The sequence below is a fragment of the Lonepinella sp. MS14436 genome (assembly GCF_042470565.1).
In the GTDB taxonomy this organism is placed as follows: domain Bacteria; phylum Pseudomonadota; class Gammaproteobacteria; order Enterobacterales; family Pasteurellaceae; genus Lonepinella.
This window is the reverse complement of sequence record NZ_CP170385.1, coordinates 246,372-269,355: the sequence shown is the minus strand read 5'-3', so window position 1 is coordinate 269,355 and position 22,984 is coordinate 246,372. Positions and strand designations below refer to the sequence as shown.

Annotated in this window: 11 protein-coding genes; 8 read left to right on the top strand and 3 right to left on the bottom strand. The window is 39.3% G+C overall.

Annotated elements, in window-relative coordinates:
* Positions 1 to 3: 3 nt before the first annotated feature.
* On the top strand, positions 4 to 2,169 hold the full coding sequence (locus O1Q81_RS01325; RefSeq protein ID WP_386697811.1) for a TonB-dependent receptor domain-containing protein: 2,166 nt from the start codon (positions 4 to 6) through the stop codon (positions 2,167 to 2,169).
* 81 nt (positions 2,170 to 2,250) lie between these two features.
* Here O1Q81_RS01325 and pckA read toward each other — a convergent pair whose 3' ends face one another.
* Positions 2,251 to 3,867: a phosphoenolpyruvate carboxykinase (ATP) gene (gene pckA, locus O1Q81_RS01320; protein WP_386688832.1), complete on the bottom strand. Its 1,617-nt coding sequence runs from the start codon at positions 3,865 to 3,867 to the stop codon at positions 2,251 to 2,253.
* A 219-nt stretch (positions 3,868 to 4,086) separates the two neighbouring features.
* Positions 4,087 to 5,451 carry a bifunctional UDP-N-acetylglucosamine diphosphorylase/glucosamine-1-phosphate N-acetyltransferase GlmU gene (gene glmU, locus O1Q81_RS01315; RefSeq protein ID WP_386697809.1) on the bottom strand — a complete coding sequence of 455 codons (1,365 nt, stop codon included), beginning with the start codon at positions 5,449 to 5,451 and terminating at the stop codon, positions 4,087 to 4,089.
* Between the two features lie 215 nt (positions 5,452 to 5,666).
* On the opposite strand from glmU, the gene O1Q81_RS01310 reads away from it, so the two are divergent.
* The 7 genes from O1Q81_RS01310 (at position 5,667) to O1Q81_RS01280 (ending at position 11,014) form a co-directional block, all read left to right on the top strand.
* Entirely contained in the window at positions 5,667 to 5,978 is a 312-nt protein-coding gene (locus O1Q81_RS01310; RefSeq protein ID WP_386697807.1) for a BrnT family toxin, read from the top strand.
* On the top strand, positions 5,962 to 6,186 hold the full coding sequence (locus O1Q81_RS01305; protein ID WP_386697805.1) for a hypothetical protein: 225 nt from the start codon (positions 5,962 to 5,964) through the stop codon (positions 6,184 to 6,186). Before O1Q81_RS01310 ends, O1Q81_RS01305 begins: the two co-directional genes overlap by 17 nt.
* 68 nt (positions 6,187 to 6,254) lie before the next feature.
* Positions 6,255 to 7,367 (top strand): anhydro-N-acetylmuramic acid kinase, encoded by a 1,113-nt coding sequence (locus O1Q81_RS01300; RefSeq protein WP_386697803.1) that lies wholly within the window; start codon positions 6,255 to 6,257, stop codon positions 7,365 to 7,367.
* Between the two features lie 9 nt (positions 7,368 to 7,376).
* On the top strand, positions 7,377 to 8,288 hold the full coding sequence (gene murQ, locus O1Q81_RS01295) for an N-acetylmuramic acid 6-phosphate etherase (protein ID WP_386691849.1): 912 nt from the start codon (positions 7,377 to 7,379) through the stop codon (positions 8,286 to 8,288).
* Positions 8,289 to 8,384: 96 nt separating this feature from the next.
* The gene (gene efeO, locus O1Q81_RS01290) at positions 8,385 to 9,197 is read left to right on the top strand and encodes an iron uptake system protein EfeO (RefSeq protein ID WP_386688844.1); all 813 of its coding nucleotides are present in this window, start codon (positions 8,385 to 8,387) and stop codon (positions 9,195 to 9,197) included.
* A gap of 16 nt (positions 9,198 to 9,213) precedes the next feature.
* Positions 9,214 to 10,407 carry an iron uptake transporter deferrochelatase/peroxidase subunit gene (gene efeB, locus O1Q81_RS01285; protein ID WP_386688846.1) on the top strand — a complete coding sequence of 398 codons (1,194 nt, stop codon included), beginning with the start codon at positions 9,214 to 9,216 and terminating at the stop codon, positions 10,405 to 10,407.
* A complete protein-coding gene (locus tag O1Q81_RS01280; protein WP_386697801.1) occupies positions 10,364 to 11,014 on the top strand; it encodes a hypothetical protein in 651 nt (216 codons plus the stop codon). Before efeB ends, O1Q81_RS01280 begins: the two co-directional genes overlap by 44 nt.
* A gap of 74 nt (positions 11,015 to 11,088) precedes the next feature.
* Here the strand turns inward: O1Q81_RS01280 and O1Q81_RS01275 are convergent, their stop codons facing one another.
* Complete coding sequence (locus O1Q81_RS01275; RefSeq protein ID WP_386697799.1) at positions 11,089 to 22,875, bottom strand: YadA-like family protein; 11,787 nt, start codon at positions 22,873 to 22,875, stop codon at positions 11,089 to 11,091.
* Between the last annotated feature and the right edge of the window lie 109 nt (positions 22,876 to 22,984).

The following is a 22,984-nucleotide window of genomic DNA, read 5'->3' as shown; positions in this document are numbered from 1 at the left end:
AAAATGAAAAAAAATTTTGCCCTCTCTACGCTCGCTATGAGCCTATCCCTTGTGTTTCTTCCTAGTAGTTTTGCTTCCGCTCAAAGTGAAGAATGCCAACAAGACCCCAGTCTAAAACAATGCAAAAATGTGCTTGACCCGATCATTGTGAGTGCTAACCGCAGTGCCACTGACAGTGCTAAATTTGTGGGACAAGCCACCAAATTTGAATCGGATAAATTATTAGCTCAAAGCCGTTTAATTGATGTATTGGGCGACAGTCCAAATATTACCTTTGGGCGAGATATGAGCCGTCAAATCGGACAAAACTTTAAGGTGCGTGGCTTTGGTTACGGTGATATTGAACGTGTGATTATTCAACAAGATGACGTGCCACGTGATCCAACTCTATTTTCCAACCACATTTCCAGTTTTAGAACCGATACGGATATTCTGAAAAATGTGGAAACCGTCAAAGGGGCATCCTCTATTTTGCATGGTTCGGGTGCGATTGGTGGGATTATCAGTATGACCACCAAAGAAGCAGCAGATTATCTTCGTCCAGGGCAACAATATGGTGCAAGCATTGGCGGACGGTTAGAATCCAATAATATGCGAAGCGGTATGGTGCAACTTTATGCTCGCCCGAATTCTGCCCCAATAGATGTACTATTCCACGCCAAACGTGCCTTACATGGCAATGTGAAAATTGCCGATGGCGGACAAGATGGCGATACGCATAACAAAAATGATGAAAAAATTAATAGTTATTTTGCCAAATTTGGTTGGGATATTAATGCGGATAATCGTTTAACCCTTTCCGCTTTCAATTACACCGACAAACTCAACACAGGCTGGCAAACGTTATATCATGATTATGATGAAGATAACCCAGTACGAGGCAAACTGACCCAAAAAGATTATGTGTTGACCCATCAATATAATCCAGATAATCCGTGGATTAATCTGACATTGCGAGCATTTTATTCTGAAGCCAAATATCACCGCATTAATGAAGGTTCCGATGATGGTTATGGCAATCCTTATAAAAGCGACTATGCCAATATTGATAAACGCTACGGCTTTTCTGCCAAAAATATTGCCAAATTTCAAACAGGCAGTTTAGATCACGAATTGCTACTAGGGGCGGATTATAAACACAAAAAAATGGATGCCAAATTCTTCACATTAGAAGGTGAATCGGATATGGGTTCATTCCCAAATACTAGCCACGATATTGGCTTATATTTCCAAGATAATATTCAATTTAACCGTTTCACTTTCACCTTAGGCGGACGTTATGATGTATTTAAACGTGAAGTGAAAAAAGAAGGTGGACAATCCTACGAGAAAAAACGTTTCTCCCCACGTGTTGCGTTAAGTTATGAAGTATTGGACGGCGTGAATTTACTGGCAGGTTATTCCGAAACTTTTCGCGCTCCAACCCCAGCGGAAACATCTCCTTATGGTATGTTAAATCCATATTATTTCTATCTGCCAAATCCAGATTTGAAACCTGAAATTGCGAAAGAATATGAAGTGGGCTTCTCGGTGTCCAAAAACAATTTATTTGATTTAGGGCATGCGATTTACTTCAAAACCACTTACTTTAACGGCAAAATCAAGGATATGATTTCCCTTCAGGCAATCCCAGAATTAGGTTTACCTCCAGAAAGAATGAATCCAAGAGTTCAAAATCAGTATGCTAAATATCTCAATGTATCTAATGTAAAACGTACTGGGGTAGAAGCTGAACTTAAATATGCCATTGGCAATTTATTATTGAGCGGTAGCTATGGTCATTTGAAATTAACCAATACCGAAACAGGAAAACGTGTCAGCACCTTTGCCGATCGCTTGACCGCAGGTGTTACTTACACTTACACCCCTTGGGATTTAACCGCAGGATTAAAAGTTAATCATTGGTTTAAACCAAAAGCTGATACCTTTGATTATTATGCCAGAGGCGAGCATTACTCCTATGTCAACGGCAGCTTTACCCAAGTAGATTTCAACGGTATTTGGCAACCGAAAAACACTGGATTTAGCTTTATTGATCAAGATCTTAAAGTAATGTTTGGGGTAAATAATCTATTTAACAAAAAATACAAACCTGCCGGCACATTAGATGTTACTGCCACAGGCGGACCAGGGCGTAATTTCTATGTTCAGGTGGAAAAACGGTTTTAAGGAAAGGTAAATAGCAAAAAAGTGCGGTGAAAAACAAAAGAATTTTTCACCGCACTTAATCGTTTTATTTAACTGTCAATATTACGCTTTTGGACCTGCTGCCACTAACGCTTTACCTTCTGCAGTTACAGTATATTTTTCAAAGTTTTTCACAAAACGGTTAGCTAAATCTTCTGCTTTTGCTTGCCATTGTGCTTTGTCTGCATAAGTATCACGTGGATCTAAGATCGCAGGATCAACGTTTGGTAAGGCAGTTGGCACTGCTACATTGAAGATTGGCAATGTTTTGGTTTCTGCTTTGTCGATTGAACCGTCTAAGATCGCATCGATAATACCGCGTGTATCTTTGATTGAAATACGTTTACCTGTACCGTTCCAACCTGTGTTGACTAAGTACGCTTCTGCACCAGCAGCTTCCATACGTTTCACTAATACTTCAGCGTATTGCGTTGGGTGTAAACTTAAGAACGCTGCACCGAAACAGGCTGAGAATGTTGGGGTTGGTTCTGTGATACCACGTTCTGTACCTGCTAATTTCGCAGTGAAACCAGACAAGAAGTAGTATTTAGTTTGTTCTGGCGTTAATTTAGATACTGGTGGCAATACACCGAATGCGTCCGCAGTTAAGAAAATCACTTTTTTCGCATGACCTGCTTTAGATACTGGTTCAACGATGTTTTCAATATGATAAATTGGGTAAGAAACACGAGTGTTTTCAGTTTTTGAACCGTCTGCAAAGTCAACAGAACCGTCAGCACGAACTACCACGTTTTCTAATAACGCATCACGTTTGATCGCACCATAGATGTCAGGTTCGTTTTCTTTAGATAGGTTGATAGTTTTTGCATAGCAACCACCTTCGTAGTTGAATACACCGTCATCGTCCCAACCGTGTTCATCATCACCGATTAATTTACGTTTAGGGTCAGTTGAAAGGGTGGTTTTACCTGTACCAGATAAACCGAAGAATACAGCAACATCGCCGTCTTTACCTACGTTAGCAGAACAGTGCATTGATGCGATACCGCGTAATGGTAGGAAGTAGTTCATCATTGAGAACATACCTTTTTTCATTTCGCCGCCGTACCAAGTACCACCGATTAATTGAACACCCTCAGTGATGTTGAATGCGACAAAGTTTTCACTGTTTAAGCCTTGTTCTTTCCAATTTGGATTGGTGACTTTAGAACCATTCATTACCACGAAATCAGGTTTGAAGTTAGCTAATTCAGCTTCGCTTGGACGAATGAACATATTTTTCACAAAGTGAGCTTGCCATGCAACTTCAGTAACGATACGTACCGCTAAACGAGTATCAGCATTAGCACCACAGAACGCATCAACCACGAATAAACGTTTACCAGAAAGTTGGTTAGTGACTAATGATTTTAAACTTTTCCAAGTTTCTTGATTCATTGGTTTGTTATCGTTTTTAGCTGCATCACTTGTCCACCAAACGGTGTCTTTTGATTTGTCATCTAAAACAATATATTTATCTTTTGGTGAACGACCTGTGAAAATACCAGTATCAACGGCAACTGCACCAGTTGTGGTTACAATACCTTTTTCATAACCTTGTAAACCTTCTTTGGTTTCTTCTGCGAATAGGAGTTCATAACTTGGGTTATGAACAATTTCTTTTACGCCGTTAATACCAAGGTCGCTAAGTTCTTTGATTACTTTGTTTAAGTCAGTCATAAATTACCTCATTAGAGTTAGAAATTAAAAAATAAAACATAGACTATTCTATTACTTTTTTAGAAGAAAAAACGTTAACTAGATCAAGTTTCTGAAAAAAAGTTGATTTTTTATATATTTTTTTGATATGGATCAAGTAGAAATTCATATCATGACTCGTATATCAACATTTTTCTCCAAAAAAGGAAAAAATTAACGTTTATCCTATAAACAAACCCACTATTTTTTCTTAGTTGGACGTTGCCAACCTTGAATGTGGCGTTGTGGTACACGGCTAATCACTAGCTCATTTTCTTCCACATTTTTGGTGATAGTGGTTCCTGCACCGATAGTTGCACCGTTCGCAATCGTTACTGGGGCAACCAGTTGAGCATCAGAACCGACAAACACGTTATCACCGATCACAGTTTTAAATTTATTTGCACCGTCATAGTTACAGGTAATCACGCCAGCCCCGATATTAACGTTGGCACCGACTTCTGCATCGCCGACATAAGTCAAATGATTGACTTTAGAGCCTTTACCAATGGTGGCTTTTTTGATTTCCACGAAATTACCAATATGGGTTTCTGCACTTAATTCTGCTCCAGGGCGTAAACGGCTAAATGGTCCGATAGCGGATTTTTCACCGATAGTACAATCTTCTAATACTGAATAAGGTTTAATTTCCACGTTATCACCAATTAACACATTTTTCAGTACACAACCCGCTCCGATTTTTACTTCATTGCCTAATTGAACTTTACCTTCAATAATCACGTTAACATCAATTTCGCAATCTTTACCATGGCTTAATTCGCCACGTAAATCAAAGCGTTCAGGATCTGCCAAGCTCACACCTGCTAATAATAAACGACTAGCTTGTTTACGTTGGTAATAACGTTCTAACGCATTGAGTTGCAAACGATTATTTGCCCCCTCTACTTCCATAATATCGTCTGCTATCACCGCAGCAACTTGACAACCGTCTTGATTTGCCAGCCCGATCACGTCCGTCATATAGTATTCGCCTTGAGCATTGTTATTATTTAAACGGCTTAACCATTTTTTGAAGCTCGCTCCGTCTGATACCATCACGCCCGTGTTTACTTCGTTAATTTTTAATTGTTCAGGATTGGCATCTTTCTGTTCAACAATCGCCACCACTGAACCATTTTGACGAATAATTCGTCCGTAACCTGTAGGATTGTCTAGTTGCACAGTTAATAACGCAATACCATTTTGCGGTTTAGCCGCAATCAATTTTTGTAACGTTTCCTGTGTAATCAAAGGGGCATCGCCATACAGCATCAAAATATTTTCATCATCGTTAAAAAATGGTGCAGCTTGTTGCATGGCGTGTCCCGTGCCTAACTGTTCTGCTTGGAAAACCCAATTTACAGGTTCATCTGCTAAACGTTGTTTTAATAAATCTGCACCGTGTCCATAAATTAAATGGATTTGTTCAGCATTTAATTGTTTGGCAGTATCAATCACGTGCTTCACCATTGGCTTGCCAGCCACCTTGTGTAACACTTTAGGTAAATCAGAATACATTCTGGTGCCTTTGCCTGCGGCGAGAATCACTACGCTTAATTTTGTCATTTTTACTTTCTCAAATTAGGTTAAAGTGTGGTCTATTTTACACAAGTTTTGTGAAATGATCTAATATCGCATAAAACTTCGCAAACCTGATCGTTTTTTTATTTAATAAGAATAATCTTTGTGATCTCTATTCCAAAAAGTGCGGTGAAAAATTGATATGTTTTTTTATTTCATTCAATTTATTGATTCAATTAAATAAAAATGAGAATGAAATAATGAATACAAGGAAATACATTGAGGGTATTTGCTTTGAGTGGGATAGTATTAAAGCCCATTTAGTGTGGCAAAAACATAACGTATCTTTTGATGAAGCCTTAACCGTTTTAGTTTATGATGATTTTTCTTATACCAATGAAGATACAAGGGATTATAATGGAGAACGGCGTTACATTACTATTGGACTTAGCACAAAAATCCGCCTATTATGTGTAACATGGACTGTGCGAAATGATTGTTATAGAATCATTACGGCACGTCAGGCGAATAAATACGAGAGAAGGGGGTATGAACATGGAAAAACCATTTGATTTTAACACCGCTAGACGCCCAACAGATGTCGCACCTTTAGCCAAAATGCGAGCTATTCGTCAGCAACATTTGGCTGAACAAAATACCGAGCAACAGCTTACCGATTTTTTTGACCCCGATATTATTGCAGCGATCAGAAATCATGCAACAGAACAAGAGAGATGTCAGGCGAACAATCTTTTACGTTCATTTTGGCATCTGGCGTAATTAACATTTTAATAATAAAAAACAAAACAAGGCGGACATAGTGGTCCGCCTTTATATGAATAACTCTTATGAAACATCAATACTATATCGGCATTATGTCTGGTACTAGCCTTGACGGCGTGGATTTGGCATTAATAGATTTTGGACTAAATCCGCCCAAAATCATCGCGTGCAATTTCATACCGATGCCCGAAAAAATTCGACAAAAAATCACCGCACTTGTGCAATCGGGACAAACCAGTTTGCAAGATTTAGGCGAGCTAGATCATCAACTGGGCGTACTTTATGCCGAGTGTGTCAATCAATTTCTTGCTAAACTGCGGTTAAAATTGGAACAGATTTTAGCCATTGGCTGTCACGGTCAAACCGTATGGCATTCGCCCAATTCAGCTTATCCTTTCACCATGCAAATTGGCGATATGAATATTGTTGCCGCTCAAACGGGCATAACCACTGTCGGCGATTTTCGCCGTAAAGATATGGCAGTGGGCGGTCAAGGTGCGCCACTGGTACCAGCCTTTCATCAGGCTATGTTAAGTACATCAGATAAGCTAAGAGTAATCTTAAATATCGGTGGAATTAGTAATATTTCTGTGCTAAATCCAAATTGTCCAACTATCGGCTATGATGTTGGCGTGGGTAATACGCTGTTAGATGGTTGGATTGAAAAACATCAAGGCAAACGTTACGATAAAAATGGTGCTTGGGCTGCCAGCGGACAAGTTGATCAGGGCTTATTGGCGGATTTATTAGACGATCCTTTTTTTAGCCAAGCACCGCCGAAAAGTACAGGGCGAGAGCTGTTTAATTTAGCTTGGTTAGAAAAAAAATTGCAAAAACACACCGCACTTTCATCGCAAGATGTGCAACGCACGTTACTTGAATTTACCGTACAAGGCATAGCGAATGAGCTACTCACACTAGAAAAGACAGATTTGCCTTGTGAATTATTGGTCTGCGGTGGTGGAGCGAAAAATCCGTTAATAATGCAACGATTAACGGCGTTATTACCCCAATGGCAAGTAGCACAAACCGATGCGGTAGGGTTTGATGTGGACTATATGGAGGCGGCTGCCTTTGCGTGGCTGGCTTATCAACGCATAAACAATTTACCGAGCAACTTGCCTGCGGTTACGGGGGCAAAAAGTGCGGTGAGTTTAGGGGTGATTTTTCCAAAATAGGAAACAAAAATGACAGAAAAAAACTTACTCAACGCTCTCGGGCAAATGCTCACCGAGCAACGCAATCCCGAATCTACTAACATAGATCAAATGACTGCGTTGGAAATTGTTAGCTTAATCAATCAGCAAGATAAAACTGTGCCACTAGCCATTGAAAAATGCTTGCCACAAATTGCGGTTGCAGTAGAAAAAATTGTGCAAGCCTTTCAAGCTGGCGGTCGGTTAGTTTATATTGGAGCTGGTACCAGTGGACGATTAGGCGTGTTAGATGCTTCCGAATGTCCCCCAACTTTTGGGGTTGATCCTGCTATGGTGGTGGGTTTGATTGCGGGAGGAGAACAAGCCTTACGTCACCCAATCGAAGGGGCGGAAGATAATCTTGCACAAGGTAAAATTGATCTGCAACAGATCGATTTTTCTAAGCAAGATGTATTGGTTGGGATTGCGGCGAGTGGTCGAACACCCTATGTCATAGGAGCATTGCAATATGCCCATGAACTGGGAGCGACTACGGTAGCGATTGCCAGTAACCCTGATTCTAAAATGGCGGAACTTGCCGATATTGCTATTGAAACCGTGGTGGGGGCGGAAGTGCTGACGGGGTCAAGTCGAATGAAATCAGGCACAGCCCAAAAATTAGTACTCAATATGCTCACCACAGCGAGTATGATTTTGTTGGGAAAATGCTACCAAAATTTAATGGTGGACGTGCAAGCCAGCAATGAAAAATTGAAAGCCCGTGCTGTTCGTATTGTGATGCAAGCCACTGATTGCTCAGAATATAAAGCGATTAAAGCGTTAAAATTGGCGGAAAATAACAGCAAAGTGGCGATTATGATGATTTTAGCTCAACTAGATATTCATCAAGCAAAAGCGTTATTAGCAGAATATCAAGGGCAATTAAGAAATGCCTTGCCTTAGTAAAATATATTAATAGTATATTGAGAATTATTTTTATTTGATCTAAGATAAAGGCGGTTTTTCATTTTATTTTCATCTCAGCCAAGGAGAATTTATATGCGTTTAAAACTTATTGCAGCAGTGATTTCAGGGTTACTTCTATCTACCCCAGCGATGGCGGCAGATTTATCAAAAGAAACAAAAGATTATAAAGATTTTGTAGTTGTTCAAATTGATGAACTAGTTACTCAAACAGAATCGTTTGTTGGAGCATTAAAAAATGGTGATGTGGAAAAAGCCAAAGCCGTTTATCCGCTTGCTCGTATGTATTATGAGCGTTCCGAGCCGATTGCCGAAAGTTTTGGTGATTTAGACCCACGTATTGATGCCCGTCTTGCTGATCTTGAGGAAGAAGGTAAAGGGGAAAAAGATTGGTCTGGTTTCCACAAAATTGAAAAAGTATTATGGGAACAAAATACCACCAAAGGCACGGAAGAAACAGCCGATCAATTATTAAAAGACGTGAAAGAACTGCGTGCCAAAATTCCGACTACGGAAGTTACGCCTGAATTAATGATTACGGGGGCAGTGGATTTATTAAACGAAGTTTCTACTACTAAAGTTACTGGCGAAGAAGATATTTTCTCTAAAACTGACTTATACGATTTCAAAGCAAACGTAGAGGGTGCAGAGAAGATTTACGAATTATTTAAACCAGCGTTATTGAAAAAAGATGCTAAATTGTCTGCCAAAATCGAGCAACATTTCAAAGAAGTCAATGATTTATTGCAAAAATATAATAAATCTAGCACAGGTTATGAATATGTGCCGTACAATACTTTAACGAAAGAAGACACCAAAGCTCTTGCAGAAGCGGTGAACAAATTGGGTGAACCATTAGCTCAGTTAGGTGTTATTTTAGATAAATAATCAGGGAGAAGTCACAATGCGTTATACCAATAATGCTCGGCGTGATTTCTTAAAGAATAGTGTAATTGTCGGTGCTGGCTTAATGGCTAGCACCGCTTATTCTTTAGAACCACGCGAAAAAATCACTATTAAAAATATCTATCCATTTTTCAATACACACCAACAAGGTATCACCACCCCAGCACAACATCATATTTATTTTATCGTGTTGGATTTACACAGCCAAGATGTCGGCGAGATTCACCAAATGTTTAAAACATGGACGGAATACAGTCGCCAATTAACACAAGGCAAAAATGTACAAACCTATAGTCAAAATGGTTATGTACCCGCAGTTGACACGGGTGAAGCGGATAGCTTAAATCCGTATAATTTAACACTGACTTTTGGCGTAAGCCCAAGTTTCTTTACTAAATTAGGTATTGAGAAAGCCAAACCAGCAGAATTAGTCGATTTACCGCATTTTCCACGTGATCAACTGAAAGCTGAATTTGTTGGTGGTGATATTTGTATTCAAGCCTGTGCAGACGATCCGCAAGTGGCATTTCATGCGGTGCGAAATTTAGTCCGTGTTGCCCGTTCGGAAATCACCATGCGTTGGAGTCAATCAGGGTTTAATTCTTTTGAGGGTACGGACACGCCACGCAATCTGTTCGGTTTCCGTGACGGTACGGGGAATCCAAAGGGAGAAGAACTGGATAAGACGGTATGGTATGAGGGTAATAACTGGCTGAAAGGCGGTTCATTCCTAGTGGTGCGTAAAATTCAGATGTTCTTGGAAACTTGGGATCGTACCAACTTAAACGAACAACAGCATACTTTTGGTCGTCATCGTGACTCGGGGGCGGCTTATGGTCAGAAAAAAGAATTTGATCCCGTTGATTTAGATAAAAAAGATGCCAAAGGTCAGCCTGTTGTACCAGAAGATTCTCACATGCACCTTGCCCATAAAACAGGGCTAAAAATGTTACGCCGATCGTTTTCTTATTCCAGTGGTATCGATCCGCGTACAGGACAATTTGATGCAGGATTATTGTTTATTTCCTATCAAAAAGATCCACAACAATTTATTACCATTCAAAATAAGTTAGGTAATATTGATAAAATGAACGAGTACATTACCCATATCGGCAGTGGACTGTTCGCTTGTTTCGCAGGAGTAAAAGATGAAAATGACTACTTGGGTAAAGCCCTGTTTGAAGCCCTTTAAATTGAGTTTATTATTGGGCGTATGTTTCTCTACTTCGGCTTATGCCAAAGTTGAATTGGGAGCGTTATTTGTGCATTTATCGGATGCCTTGTCCGCAGTTAAAAAAGAAAATAGCGAACAAGCCAAAAACAATTTGCAAACTTTACAGCAAGAATTTAATGCTATTCCAACCCATAACTCACAAGCTGGAATGCAAACTAGCAAAGCACTTGAAACCGCTATTGCTAACCCAACTTTAGCCAATGTAGAACAAATTTCTAAAGACCTTTATGCTTTTGAGAAAGAGCAAAATCCAGTGAATCATGATGAAAATCGTCAGAAATTTGCCGAGCAAGTAGTGCCACCGTTACAAGCCTTAGAAACAGCATTGAAAGGTAACAAAATTGAGGAAATTCAGGCTAAATTCCATCGTTTCGGTGCAACTTGGGGAGCTAACGAATTATCCATGCGTGGAGCCAGTTTAAGCCATTACGGCAAAATGGAAACGGCTATGTCCTTATTCCGTAGTGCCATGCAAGCGAATCCTGCTAATTATGAAAAAATGCAGCAACAGTTAGTAATATTAAAAAATACGGTTGATGATTTTGTTAATAATAAATCTAAATGATTGATCTAATTAAAATAAAAAGTGCGGTAAAAAATACCGCACTTTTTTAATATAAGGTTAATCTATTAACTAGACTACCATTGATATCCAAGTCCTACGCTGGTACCAACGTCGCCACGAGTATTGGTATTACCTGTTAGTTTAAGCACGACTTTTCCATTATCAGAGATACGTGTCGCACCAACAGCTAACGCATTTTCGCCTTTGAATGATCCAGCCGCAATAGCCACCATACTTTTACCAGGGATATAAGCCTGTGGTAAACCTGAAGTTGCTAATGCACCAGCAACACCCGCACGTAGTTTTTTATCGACATTGTTTATTTTGTCGTTTAACTGATTAATTCTATTATTAGAATTGACCACATTATTTTGTACCTGTGCTAAATCACCGACTGTTGCAGCATTATTCCATGTTGGACTAGATGCACCTTGAGCAGCCACTTGTTCTATCGTTGTGCCATCTAAACCACTTTTTAACCCAGTAATCTGTTGATTTGCCATTTGAATACCAGAGCTGTTAATTGTCGGTCCATTTTCGACTGAAACAGATTTAACACTGATATTATCGTTTAACGCCACGGTTACACCATTAGATGTCGTTGTTGTGGTGATATTTTTGGCATCACCATTGATATTTAGGGTACTACCTAATTGACGTTCAACATTGTTACCACTGTCTGCCGCAAAAGTAAGAGGTGCATTAACGGCTGTATTTAACGCATTAAGTGCATTTCCTACACTATAATAGGCTTTAGTGCTATTTTGTGCTGGATTGCCACTGACTAAAGTATAAGTTGGTGCAGTAATCGTTCCATCAGCTTTCACTGTTGAACCACCACCTAAAGCATCTGTAATACTGTTAGTTGTATTAGATAACTGTGAGCCATTAATCGCATCGGTACTGGTTGGTGAAATATCGCCGTTGGCAACATTGGTAATTTTATCACCACCTACATCTAAACCTTTTGCTGTAGAAGTTAATACGGTATTATTGGTTGCATCACCTAAAGTGATTTGCTCAAAGCCTACTTTATCTGCCGTAGCATAGGTAATTTTACCATCTGCTTCTTGTGTCACAGTTAAGTTTTTACCTGCAGCCATATCAATAGTATCAGCTGGATTAATCACCTCATCAGAGCCTGAAACTTTTGTACCGCCATTAGCACTGGTTTTTAAAGTAAAGCCTGATTTGTTAATTGCATCAGCAACATTGGCTGCGGTAGCTAAGGCATTAGTATCTGTTGGTGTTGCAACTTTGCCATCAGCTTTTGTTGTTAAATTAGTCGTGTTAACTTGCAATGCACCAGTACTATCCTTGGTAATAGTTTTGTCATCAACATTGACAGATAAGTCAAATATATTAGAGCCATCCGTATCTTGACTTTTTGCGACCGTCACAGTTTTATCGGTAGATTTAACATCTTCTTTAGAGGCAGCTTGAGATGCTTGTAATTGACTAAAATTAACCGCATCGTTTGCACTTGTACCCGCCGCAACATTAGTGATTTTATTACCACCATTATCTAAGCCTGTATTGGTTAATTTAACATCGGTCGTACTTCCACCTGCTGGGGCAGTAATCGTAATACCATTAGTATCCATTACGGTATTACCAGTCGTCACTTTATTAAGATCTATTTCATCAGCAAGAGAATAAGTAACTTTACCATCTGCTTCTTGTTTGACAGTTAAGTTCTTACCTGCCACTAAATCAATCACATCACCTGGATTGATCAATTCATCAGAACCTGAAGTTTTTTTACCATCGGCTGTCGCACTGGTTTTTAACGTAAAGCCTGATTGGTTAATTGCATTCGCAACATTGGCAGCGGTAGCTAAAGCATCAGTATCTGTAGGTGTATCAACTTTACCATCAGTAGTTGTCGTTAAATTAGTCGTTTTAACTTGTAATGCACCAGTACTATCCTTGGTAATACTTTTTTCATCTACATTAACAGACAGATCAAATACATTGGCTTGATCGGTATTTTTTGTTGTGGTTACTTTCACGGAGTTATCCGTAGATTTTACTTCTTCCTGTGAAGCAGCAATGCTTTCGTCTAATAACGCAATAGCGTCACTTAACTGACCGACATTTACTGCGTCAGTATCATCTACACCCGCTTCAACGTTAGTGATTTTAGTACCACCAGCATTAATACCTGTTGCAGTGATGCTTGGACTATAACCTTTTTGAACACCTGTGAATGGATCAACAAATGTTAAGCCTGCAGAAGAAATTCTAGTGCCGCCAGCAGTTACCGTTGTAAACTCAACATTTTCAGCTGTGCTAAAGATAACTTGACCTTGCGTATTTTGTTGAACGGTTAAGTTTTTACCTGCAGCTAAGTTAATCTCATCTCCAGCATTAATGATTTCATCATCGCCAGAAATCTTCTCACCACCATTTGCAGATGTCTTTAAGGTAAAACCAGCATTGTTAATCGCAGAAGCTACATTTTCTGCCGTGACTAATTTACCTGCATCAGCAGTTGTTGGAGCGGTCACCTTGCCGTTAGCATCTGTTGCCAGAGCAACAGAATTAATAGCAATATCATAAATATTAGCACCAGTGGTGGCGTTTGTAGAGGTAGTTACTTTTAATGCACTATCTGATGTGGTCACTTTCTCTTTTGAGGCAACAACTTCTTTATTTAATTGACCCACATTGACAGCGTCAGTATCCGCCGTACCTGCGGTTAAACCAGTAATTTTATTGGTTGTACCATCAACTTTGACATTTCCTACACTAACACTATTAAATGTAACATCTTTAGTAGTTGCCACTGTAAAATTACTTCCACTACGGGTGATTGATATATTATCACCATTAATGAAGTTGACTTCCTCACCTGCTGTAATCAATTCGCCAGAATCACCATTCGCTTTTGCAGTAAAGCCTGAACTATTAATAGCGTTTGCAATATCACCGGCGGTAGCCAGAGAATTAGGATTTGTATTAGCGGTTACACTGCCTTTAGCATCTGTAGTGAAATTAACGGTATTCGCTTTAAGTTGACCTGTTGTGGCATCTTTAGTAATAGTTGTATCATCAACATTAACTGATAAATCAAATACATTAGCTCCATCAGCATTTTGAGTGGTTGCGATAGTTACGGATTTATCATTAGATGTGACTTCTTCTTGTGAGGCTGCAATAGCATCATCAATAATGGCTAATTCGTCAGTTAATTGACCTACATTCACAGCATCATTTTCATCTGTACCAGCTGCAACATTGGTAATTTTATTACCACCATTATCTAACCCGTTACCAGTCAAGCTAACAGCATTTCCAGTATTAGGAGTAATAACGATACCTGTCCCGCTAGTAACAGTTTTGTTACCCGCTGCGTCTTCAGTTGTTACCGTGGTAAAATTAACATCGTTTTTAGTTGCATAAGTAACGGTACCATTCGCTTCTTGTTTGACAGTTAAGTTCTTACCTGCCACTAAATCAATTACATCACCTGGATTGATCAATTCATCAGAACCTGAAGTTTTTTCACCATCGGCTGTCGCACTGGTTTTTAATGTAAAGCCTGAACTATTAATAGCTTTTGCAATATCACTAGCGGTGGCTAAAGCATTGGTATTTGAATTTGCTTTTACTGAGCCATTAGTTACCGCAAAGTCAGCAGTATTGGCTTTAAGTTCACCTGTTGAATCATCTTTAGTAATACTTGTACCATCAACATTGACAGATAAATCATATATATTTGCACCTGTTGTGGCATTTTGTGATTGTGTAATTTTCACTGATTTATCATCAGATTTAACTTCTTCTTTAGAGGCTGCTTGAGCTGTTTGTAATTGACTAACATTAACTGCATCATTTGCATCTGTACCATTAGCAACATTGGTAATTTTATTACCACCATTATCTAAGCCTGTATTGGTTAATTTAACTGCTGTGGTAGTTGCACCCGTTGGAGCTGCAATAGTGATACCATTGGTATCCATTACAGTATCACCAGTCGTCACTTTATTAAGTGTTATTGCGTCAGCAAGAGCATAAGTAACTGTACCATTCGCTTCTTGTTTGACAGTTAAGTTCTTACCTGCCACTAAATCAATTACATCACCTGCATTGATTAATTCATCTGCTGTTGATGTTGCATCCTTTGTACCACCATTTGCTGATGTTTTTAAGGTAAAACCAGCATTGTTAATCGCAGAAGCAACATTTTCTGCCGTGACTAATTTACCTGCATCAGCAGTTGTTGGAGCGGTCACCTTGCCGTTAGAATCTGTTGCCAGAGCAACAGAATTAATAGCAATATCATAAATATTAGCACCAGTGGTGGCATTTGTAGAGGTAGTTACTGTTAATGCACTATCTGATGTAGTCACTTCCTCTTGTGAAGCAGCAATAGCGTCATCAATAATTGCCAATTCATCTGTAAGTTGTTGAACATTCACCGCATCATTCGCATCTGTACCAGCTTCTAAACCAGTGATTTTGTTAGTTGTACCATCAACTTTGACATTACCTACACTAACACTATTAAATGTAACATCTTTAGTAGTTGCCACCGTGAAATTGCTTCCACTACGGGTGATTGCTATATTATCGCCATTAATGAAGTTGACTTCCTCACCTGCTGTAATCAATTCGCCAGAATCACCATTCGCTTTTGCAGTAAAGCCTGAACTATTAATAGCGTTTGCAATATCACCGGCGGTAGCCAGAGAATTAGGATTTGTATTAGCGGTTACACTGCCTTTAGCATCTGTAGTGAAATTAACGGTATTCGCTTTAAGTTGACCTGTTGTGGCATCTTTAGTAATAGTTGTATCATCAACATTAACTGATAAATCAAATACATTAGCTCCATCAGCATTTTGAGTGGTTGCGATAGTTACGGATTTATCATCAGATGTGACTTCTTCTTGTGAGGCTGCAATAGCATCATCAATAATGGCTAATTCGTCAGTTAATTGACCTACATTCACAGCATCATTTTCATCTGTACCAGCTGCAACATTGGTAATTTTATTACCACCATTATCTAACCCGTTACCAGTCAAGCTAACAGCATTTCCAGTATTAGGAGTAATAACGATACCTGTCCCGCTAGTAACAGTTTTGTTACCCGCTGCGTCTTCAGTTGTTACCGTGGTAAAATTAACATCGTTTTTAGTTGCATAAGTAACGGTACCATTCGCTTCTTGTTTGACAGTTAAGTTCTTACCTGCCACTAAATCAATTACATCACCTGCATTGATTAATTCATCTGCTGTGGATGTTGCATCCTTTGTACCACCATTTGCCGATGTTTTTAAGGTGAAACCAGCATTGTTAATCGCAGAAGCCACATCTTTTGCTGTGACCAATTTACCTTCATCAGCGGCGTCTGGTGCAGTCACCTTGCCGTTAGTGTCTGTTGCCAGAGCAACAGAATTAATAGCAATATCATAAATATTAGCACCAGTGGTGGCGTTTGTAGAGGTAGTTACTGTTAATGCACTATCTGATGTGGTCACTTCCTCTTGTGAAGCAGCAATAGCGTCATCAATAATTGCCAATTCATCTGTAAGTTGTTGAACATTCACCGCATCATTCGCATCTGTACCAGCTTCTAAACCAGTGATTTTGTTAGTTGTACCATCAACTTTGACATTACCTACAGTAACATTATCAAATTTAACATCCTTAGCGGTTGCCACCGTAAAATTACTTCCACTACGGGTGATTGCTATATTATCGCCATTAATGAAGTTGACTTCCTCACCTGCTGTAATCAATTCGCCAGAATCACCATTCGCTTTTGCAGTAAAGCCTGAACTATTAATAGCGTTTGCAATATCACCGGCGGTAGCCAGAGAATTAGGATTTGTATTAGCGGTTACACTGCCTTTAGCATCTGTAGTGAAATTAACGGTATTCGCTTTAAGTTGACCTGTTGTGGCATCTTTAGTAATAGTTGTATCATCAACATTAACTGATAAATCAAATACATTAGCTCCATCAGCATTTTGAGTGGTTGCGATAGTTACGGATTTATCATCAGATGTGACTTCTTCTTGTGAGGCTGCAATAGCGTCATCAATAATGGCTAATTCGTCAGTTAATTGACCTACATTCACGGCATCATTTTCATCTGTACCAGCCGCAACATTGGTGATTTTATTACCACCATTATCTAAGCCTGTATTGGTTAATTTAACTGCTGTGGTAGTTGCACCCGTTGGAGCTGCAATAGTGATACCATTGGTATCCATTACAGTATTACCAGTCGTCACTTTATTAAGATCTATTTCTTTCGCAAGAGCATAAGTAACAGTACCATTTGCTTCTTGTTTGACAGTTAAGTTCTTACCTGCCACTAAATCAATTACATCACCTGCATTGATTAATTCATCTGCTGTGGATGTTGCATCCTTTGTACCACCATTTGCCGATGTTTTTAAGGTGAAACCAGCATTGTTAATCGCAGAAGCCACATCTTTTGCTGTGACCAATTTACCTTCATCAGCGGCATCTGGTGCAGTCACCTTGCCGTTAGTGTCTGTTGCCAGAGCAACAGAATTAATAGCAATATCATAAATATTAGCACCAGTGGTGGCGTTTGTAGAGGTAGTTACTGTTAATGCACTATCTGATGTGGTCACTTCCTCTTGTGAAGCAGCAATAGCGTCATCAATAATTGCCAATTCATCTGTAAGTTGTTGAACATTCACCGCATCATTCGCATCTGTACCAGCTTCTAAACCAGTGATTTTGTTAGTTGTACCATCAACTTTGACATTACCTACACTAACACTATTAAATGTAACATCTTTAGTAGTTGCCACTGTAAAATTACTTCCACTACGGGTGATTGATATATTATCACCATTAATGAAGTTGACTTCCTCACCTGCTGTAATCAATTCGCCAGAATCACCATTCGCTTTTGCAGTAAAGCCTGAACTATTAATAGCGTTTGCAATATCACCGGCGGTAGCCAGAGAATTAGGATTTGTATTAGCGGTTACACTGCCTTTAGCATCTGTAGTGAAATTAACGGTATTCGCTTTAAGTTGACCTGTTGTGGCATCTTTAGTAATAGTTGTATCATCAACATTAACTGATAAATCAAATACATTAGCTCCATCAGCATTTTGAGTGGTTGCGATAGTTACGGATTTATCATCAGATGTGACTTCTTCTTGTGAGGCTGCAATAGCATCATCAATAATGGCTAATTCGTCAGTTAATTGACCTACATTCACGGCATCATTTTCATCTGTACCAGCCGCAACATTGGTAATTTTATTACCACCATTATCTAAGCCTGTATTGGTTAATTTAACTGCTGTGGTGGTTGCACCTGTTGGAGCTGCAATAGTGATACCATTGGTATCCATTACAGTATCACCAGTCGTCACTTTATTAAGTGTTATTGCGTCAGCAAGAGCATAAGTAACGGTACCATTTGCTTCTTGTTTGACAGTTAAGTTCTTACCTGCGACTAAATCAATTACATCACCTGGATTGATCAATTCATCAGAACCTGAAGTTTTTTCACCATCGGCTGTCGCACTGGTTTTTAATGTAAAGCCTGAACTATTAATAGCTTTTGCAATATCTTTTGCAGTGGCTAAAGCATTGGTATTTGAATTTGCTTTTACTGAGCCATTAGTTACCGCAAAATCAGCAGTATTGGCTTTCAACTCACCCGTGGTGGTATCTTTAGTAATACTTGTACCATCAACATTGACAGATAAATCATATATATTTGCATTTGTTGTGGTATTTTGCGATTGTTTAATTGTCACGGATTTATCATCAGATTTAACTTCTTCTTTCGATGCTGCTTGAGCTGTTTGTAATTGGCTAATATTAACTGCATCGTTTGGATCTGTACCAGCAGTGACATTAGTGATTTTATTACCACCATTATTTAACCCGTTACTAGTCAAGCTAACAGCATTTCCAGTATTAGGGGTAATGACGATACCTGTTCCGCTAGTAACAGTTTTGTTACCTGCAGCATCTTCAGTTGTTACTGTGGTAAAATTAACATCGTTTTTAGTCGCATAAGTAACTTTACCATTCGCACCTTGAGTGACAACTAAGTTTTTACCTGCGATCATTTCAATAGCATCACCTGCATTGATTAATTCATCTGTTGTTGATGCTGCATCCTTTTCACCACCATTTGCCGATGTTTTTAAGGTAAAACCAGCATTGTTAATCGCAGAAGCTACATTTTCTGCCGTGACTAATTTACCTGCATCAGCAGTTGTTGGAGCGGTCACCTTGCCGTTAGCATCTGTTGCCAGAGCAACAGAATTAATAGCGATATCATAAATATTGGCACCAGTAGTGGTGTTTGTGGAGGTAGTTACTGTTAATGCACTATCTGATGTAGTCACTTCCTCTTGTGAAGCAGCAATAGCGTCATCAATAATTGCCAATTCATCTGTAAGTTGTTGAACATTCACCGCATCATTCGCATCTGTACCAGCTTCTAAACCAGTGATTTTGTTAGTTGTACCATCAACTTTGACATTGCCTACAGTGACATTATCAAATGTAACATTCTTAGCGGTTGCAACCGTAAAATTACTTCCCTGACGGGTAATTTCTATATTATTACCATTAACGAAATTAACTTCTTCACCTGCAGTAATCAATTCACCTGCATCACTATTAGCTTTTGCAGTAAAGCCTGAACCATTAATAGCTTTTGCAATATCACCAGCGGTAGCTAGGGCATTATCACTCGTATTAGCGGTTACTTTACCTGCTGTATCTATAGTGAAATCAACGGTATTTGCTTTAAGTTGACCTGTTGAGGCATCTTTAGTAACAGTTGTGCCATCAATAGCAACAGATAAATCATATATATTTGCACCAGTGGTGGTATTTTGCGATTGTGTAATTTTCACTGATTTATCATCAGATTTAACTTCTTCTTTCGATGCTTGTAATTGACTAAAATTAACCGCATCATTTGCACCTGTACCATTAGCAACATTGGTGATTTTATTATTACCATTGTCTAACCCTGAGTTGGTTAATTTAACATCGGTCGTAGTTCCACCCGTTGGAGCTGCAATAGTGATACCATTGGTATCCATTACAGTATTACCAGTCGTCACTTTATTAAGTGTTATTTCATCAGCAAGAGAATAAGTAACTTTACCATCTGCTTCTTGTTTTACGGTTAAGTTCTTACCTGCCGCTAAATCAATCATCTCACCTGCATTGATTAATTCGTCTGTTGTTGATGTGGTATCTTTTTTACCACCATTTGCCGATGTTTTTAAGGTGAAACCAGCATTGTTAATCGCAGAAGCCACATCTTTTGCTGTGACCAATTTACCTTCATCAGCGGCGTCTGGTGCAGTCACCTTGCCGTTAGTGTCTGTTGCCAGAGCAACAGAATTAATAGCGATATCATAAATATTAGCACCAGTGGTGGTATTTGTGGAGGTAGTTACTTTTAATGCACTATCTGATGTAGTAACTGCCTCTTTTGAAGCAGCAACTTCTTTATTTAATTGACCCACATTGACAGCGTCAGTATTCGCAGTACCAGCTTCTAAACCAGTGATTTTGTTAGTTGTACCATCAACTTTGACATTTCCTACACTAACACTATTAAATGTAACATTCTTAGCGGTTGCCACTGTAAAATTACTTCCCTGACGAGTAATTGCTATATTCTCACCATTAATGAAGTTGACTTCCTCACCTGCTGTAATCAATTCGCCAGAATCACTATTAGCTTTTGCAGTAAAGCCTGAATTATTAATAGCGTTTGCAATATCACTAGCAGTAGCTAAGGCATTCGTATTCGCAGGTGTATCAACTTTGCCACCTGTGCTTGTTAAAGTAGTCGTGTTAACTTGTAATGCACCTGTAGTACTATTCTTGGTAATACTTGTGCCATCAACATTGACAGATAGGTCAAATATATTGGAGTTATCTGTACCTTGAGTTTTCGTAACTGTCACAGTTTTATCGGTAGATTTTACATCCTCTTTAGAGGCAGCTTGAGAGGCTTGTAATTGACTAAAATTAACCGCATCGTTTGCACCTGTACCATTAGCAACATTAGTGATTTTATTATTACCAGCATTAATACCTGTAGCAGTAATACTAGGGCTATTAGCGACTTGAGTACCTGTACTATCCACAAAAGTTAACCCTGCGGAAGATAATTTTGTACCTGCTGCAGTAACGCTAGTAAATTCAACCTCATCTTTAGTCGCAATACTTACATTTTGACCTGTTTGGGTTACTTTAATATTTTTGCCTGCATCAACAGTGAGTGTTTCACCGTTTTGAATATTTTTATCAGCTGTTCCAGTGGCTGTTGCCGAAGTTTTATCTTCTGCTTGACCAGCAGAAGCTGTTGTTGCTAATTTAAAACCAGCCGCTTTTAATTGAGCAACGTTGACTGCATCGGTATCTTGTGTACCCGCAGCAACGCTTGTAATTTGACGAGTAGCAGTCGAGCCATTACCCACTGATACTGCAGCATAAGTTGATTTCCAAGTTGTACTTGCAAGATCAGTTGTGCTTGCTACACTCAATGGGTCAGTACCTACTGCACCAGCAGCAGTGCTAGCCACACTGTTTGAACCTAAAGCTACACTGTTTGCTACTGTCGCTGAACTCTTATAACCTTGTGCGATAGCACTGGTGCCTGAGGCAACACTTTGACGACCAATCGCAATAGAAGAAGTTTCACCCGTAGCATTTGCTAGATTACCAATGGCAATAGCACTGTTTGTAGTAGCTGTGGTTTTTACACCTACAGCAATGGCATTATCGCCAGCAGCACTTGATGAAGCTCCCACCGCAACAGTATTACCTTTCGAAGCATTTGCAGCGGTACCTAATGCCACCGAAGTTTCGCCCGAAGCTTGTGCTTGTCCACCGACGGCGGTCGCATTTCTTGCTGTAGCATTAGCGGTACTACCCACTGCTAATGCACTCGTCGCTGTTGCATTAGCTCTGCTACCAAGGGCTGCGGAGTCGGTACCACTCGCAACAGAACTTGTGCCTAGTGCAAGAGCACTTTTTGCCGATGCGTTACTAGTATCACCGATAGCTACTGCAGATTCTACCGAAGCCACACTTTCCGTGCCTAATGCTGTAGATCGAGACCCTGTTGCTTGTGCATTATGACCTACTGCGACAGCTCTATAACTTGCGGAGTTTGCCAGTGTACCGATAGCAACTGTACTTTCACCCGAAGCAGTCGTTGTATTGCCTAATGCAACAGCACTCTCAGCAGAAGCACTAGAATTAACCCCGATAGTAATGGCATTGTTTTTATCGTTAGTATCATTTAATGAAGAGCCAGTTCCCATACGAATACTATTGGTTGCACTTGTGCCATTTGTACCTCGGTTGCCAACGCCAATAATTCCGCTGTTAACATCTAAACGACCACCAAGGGTTAAGTGTTTTGAACCTGAATAGTTAGCGTCACCATAAAATAAGGTTCGGTAGGTTTGGGTTTCTTTATCTGATGTCAAACAAGAATTTTGAGGATAATAGTATTTTATAAAATCAGCAGCCCCTGCTTTCATCGTAAAGCCACTATCAATTCTATTCGCACTTGTTACCAAACTAGAATTAAGCGAATACATACCAGTATAAATATCACCACCACTACCACCATCAAAAGTTACGGAACAAGAGGCATCTGTTCCATCATTAACATAAATCCCTGTTCCTGCAAAAGACTGTCCACTCATTAAGATCAGTGCAGATGTAAAAAGGTTATAAGCAAAGAATTTAGCTTTTGCGTTAGATTTAGATACAGAAGAACTTGTGGCTCTCATCATTGGGGAATTTTTTCCAGATCCAGAAGTGGCTTGTGCTATTGTAGAAGATTTATGAACGTTCATAATTGATCCTTTTTGATTAAGATACTAAGTAATGAATAATAAAAAACAAATTGCCTATTTTGCTTATGGGGAGAGCAATTTGATTAAAATTAATTTCCGCATTATAGTA

Excerpts from the sequence above, each read along its gene's own strand:
- O1Q81_RS01325 (WP_386697811.1), top strand. The coding sequence starts at position 4 with ATGAAAAAAAATTTTGCCCTCTCTACGCTCGCTATGAGCCTATCCCTT.
- pckA (WP_386688832.1), bottom strand. The coding sequence starts at position 3,867 with ATGACTGACTTAAACAAAGTAATCAAAGAACTTAGCGACCTTGGTATT.
- glmU (WP_386697809.1), bottom strand. The coding sequence starts at position 5,451 with ATGACAAAATTAAGCGTAGTGATTCTCGCCGCAGGCAAAGGCACCAGA.
- O1Q81_RS01310 (WP_386697807.1), top strand. The coding sequence starts at position 5,667 with ATGAATACAAGGAAATACATTGAGGGTATTTGCTTTGAGTGGGATAGT.
- O1Q81_RS01305 (WP_386697805.1), top strand. The coding sequence starts at position 5,962 with ATGGAAAAACCATTTGATTTTAACACCGCTAGACGCCCAACAGATGTC.
- O1Q81_RS01300 (WP_386697803.1), top strand. The coding sequence starts at position 6,255 with ATGAAACATCAATACTATATCGGCATTATGTCTGGTACTAGCCTTGAC.
- murQ (WP_386691849.1), top strand. The coding sequence starts at position 7,377 with ATGACAGAAAAAAACTTACTCAACGCTCTCGGGCAAATGCTCACCGAG.
- efeO (WP_386688844.1), top strand. The coding sequence starts at position 8,385 with ATGCGTTTAAAACTTATTGCAGCAGTGATTTCAGGGTTACTTCTATCT.
- efeB (WP_386688846.1), top strand. The coding sequence starts at position 9,214 with ATGCGTTATACCAATAATGCTCGGCGTGATTTCTTAAAGAATAGTGTA.
- O1Q81_RS01280 (WP_386697801.1), top strand. The coding sequence starts at position 10,364 with ATGAAAATGACTACTTGGGTAAAGCCCTGTTTGAAGCCCTTTAAATTG.
- O1Q81_RS01275 (WP_386697799.1), bottom strand. The coding sequence starts at position 22,875 with ATGAACGTTCATAAATCTTCTACAATAGCACAAGCCACTTCTGGATCT.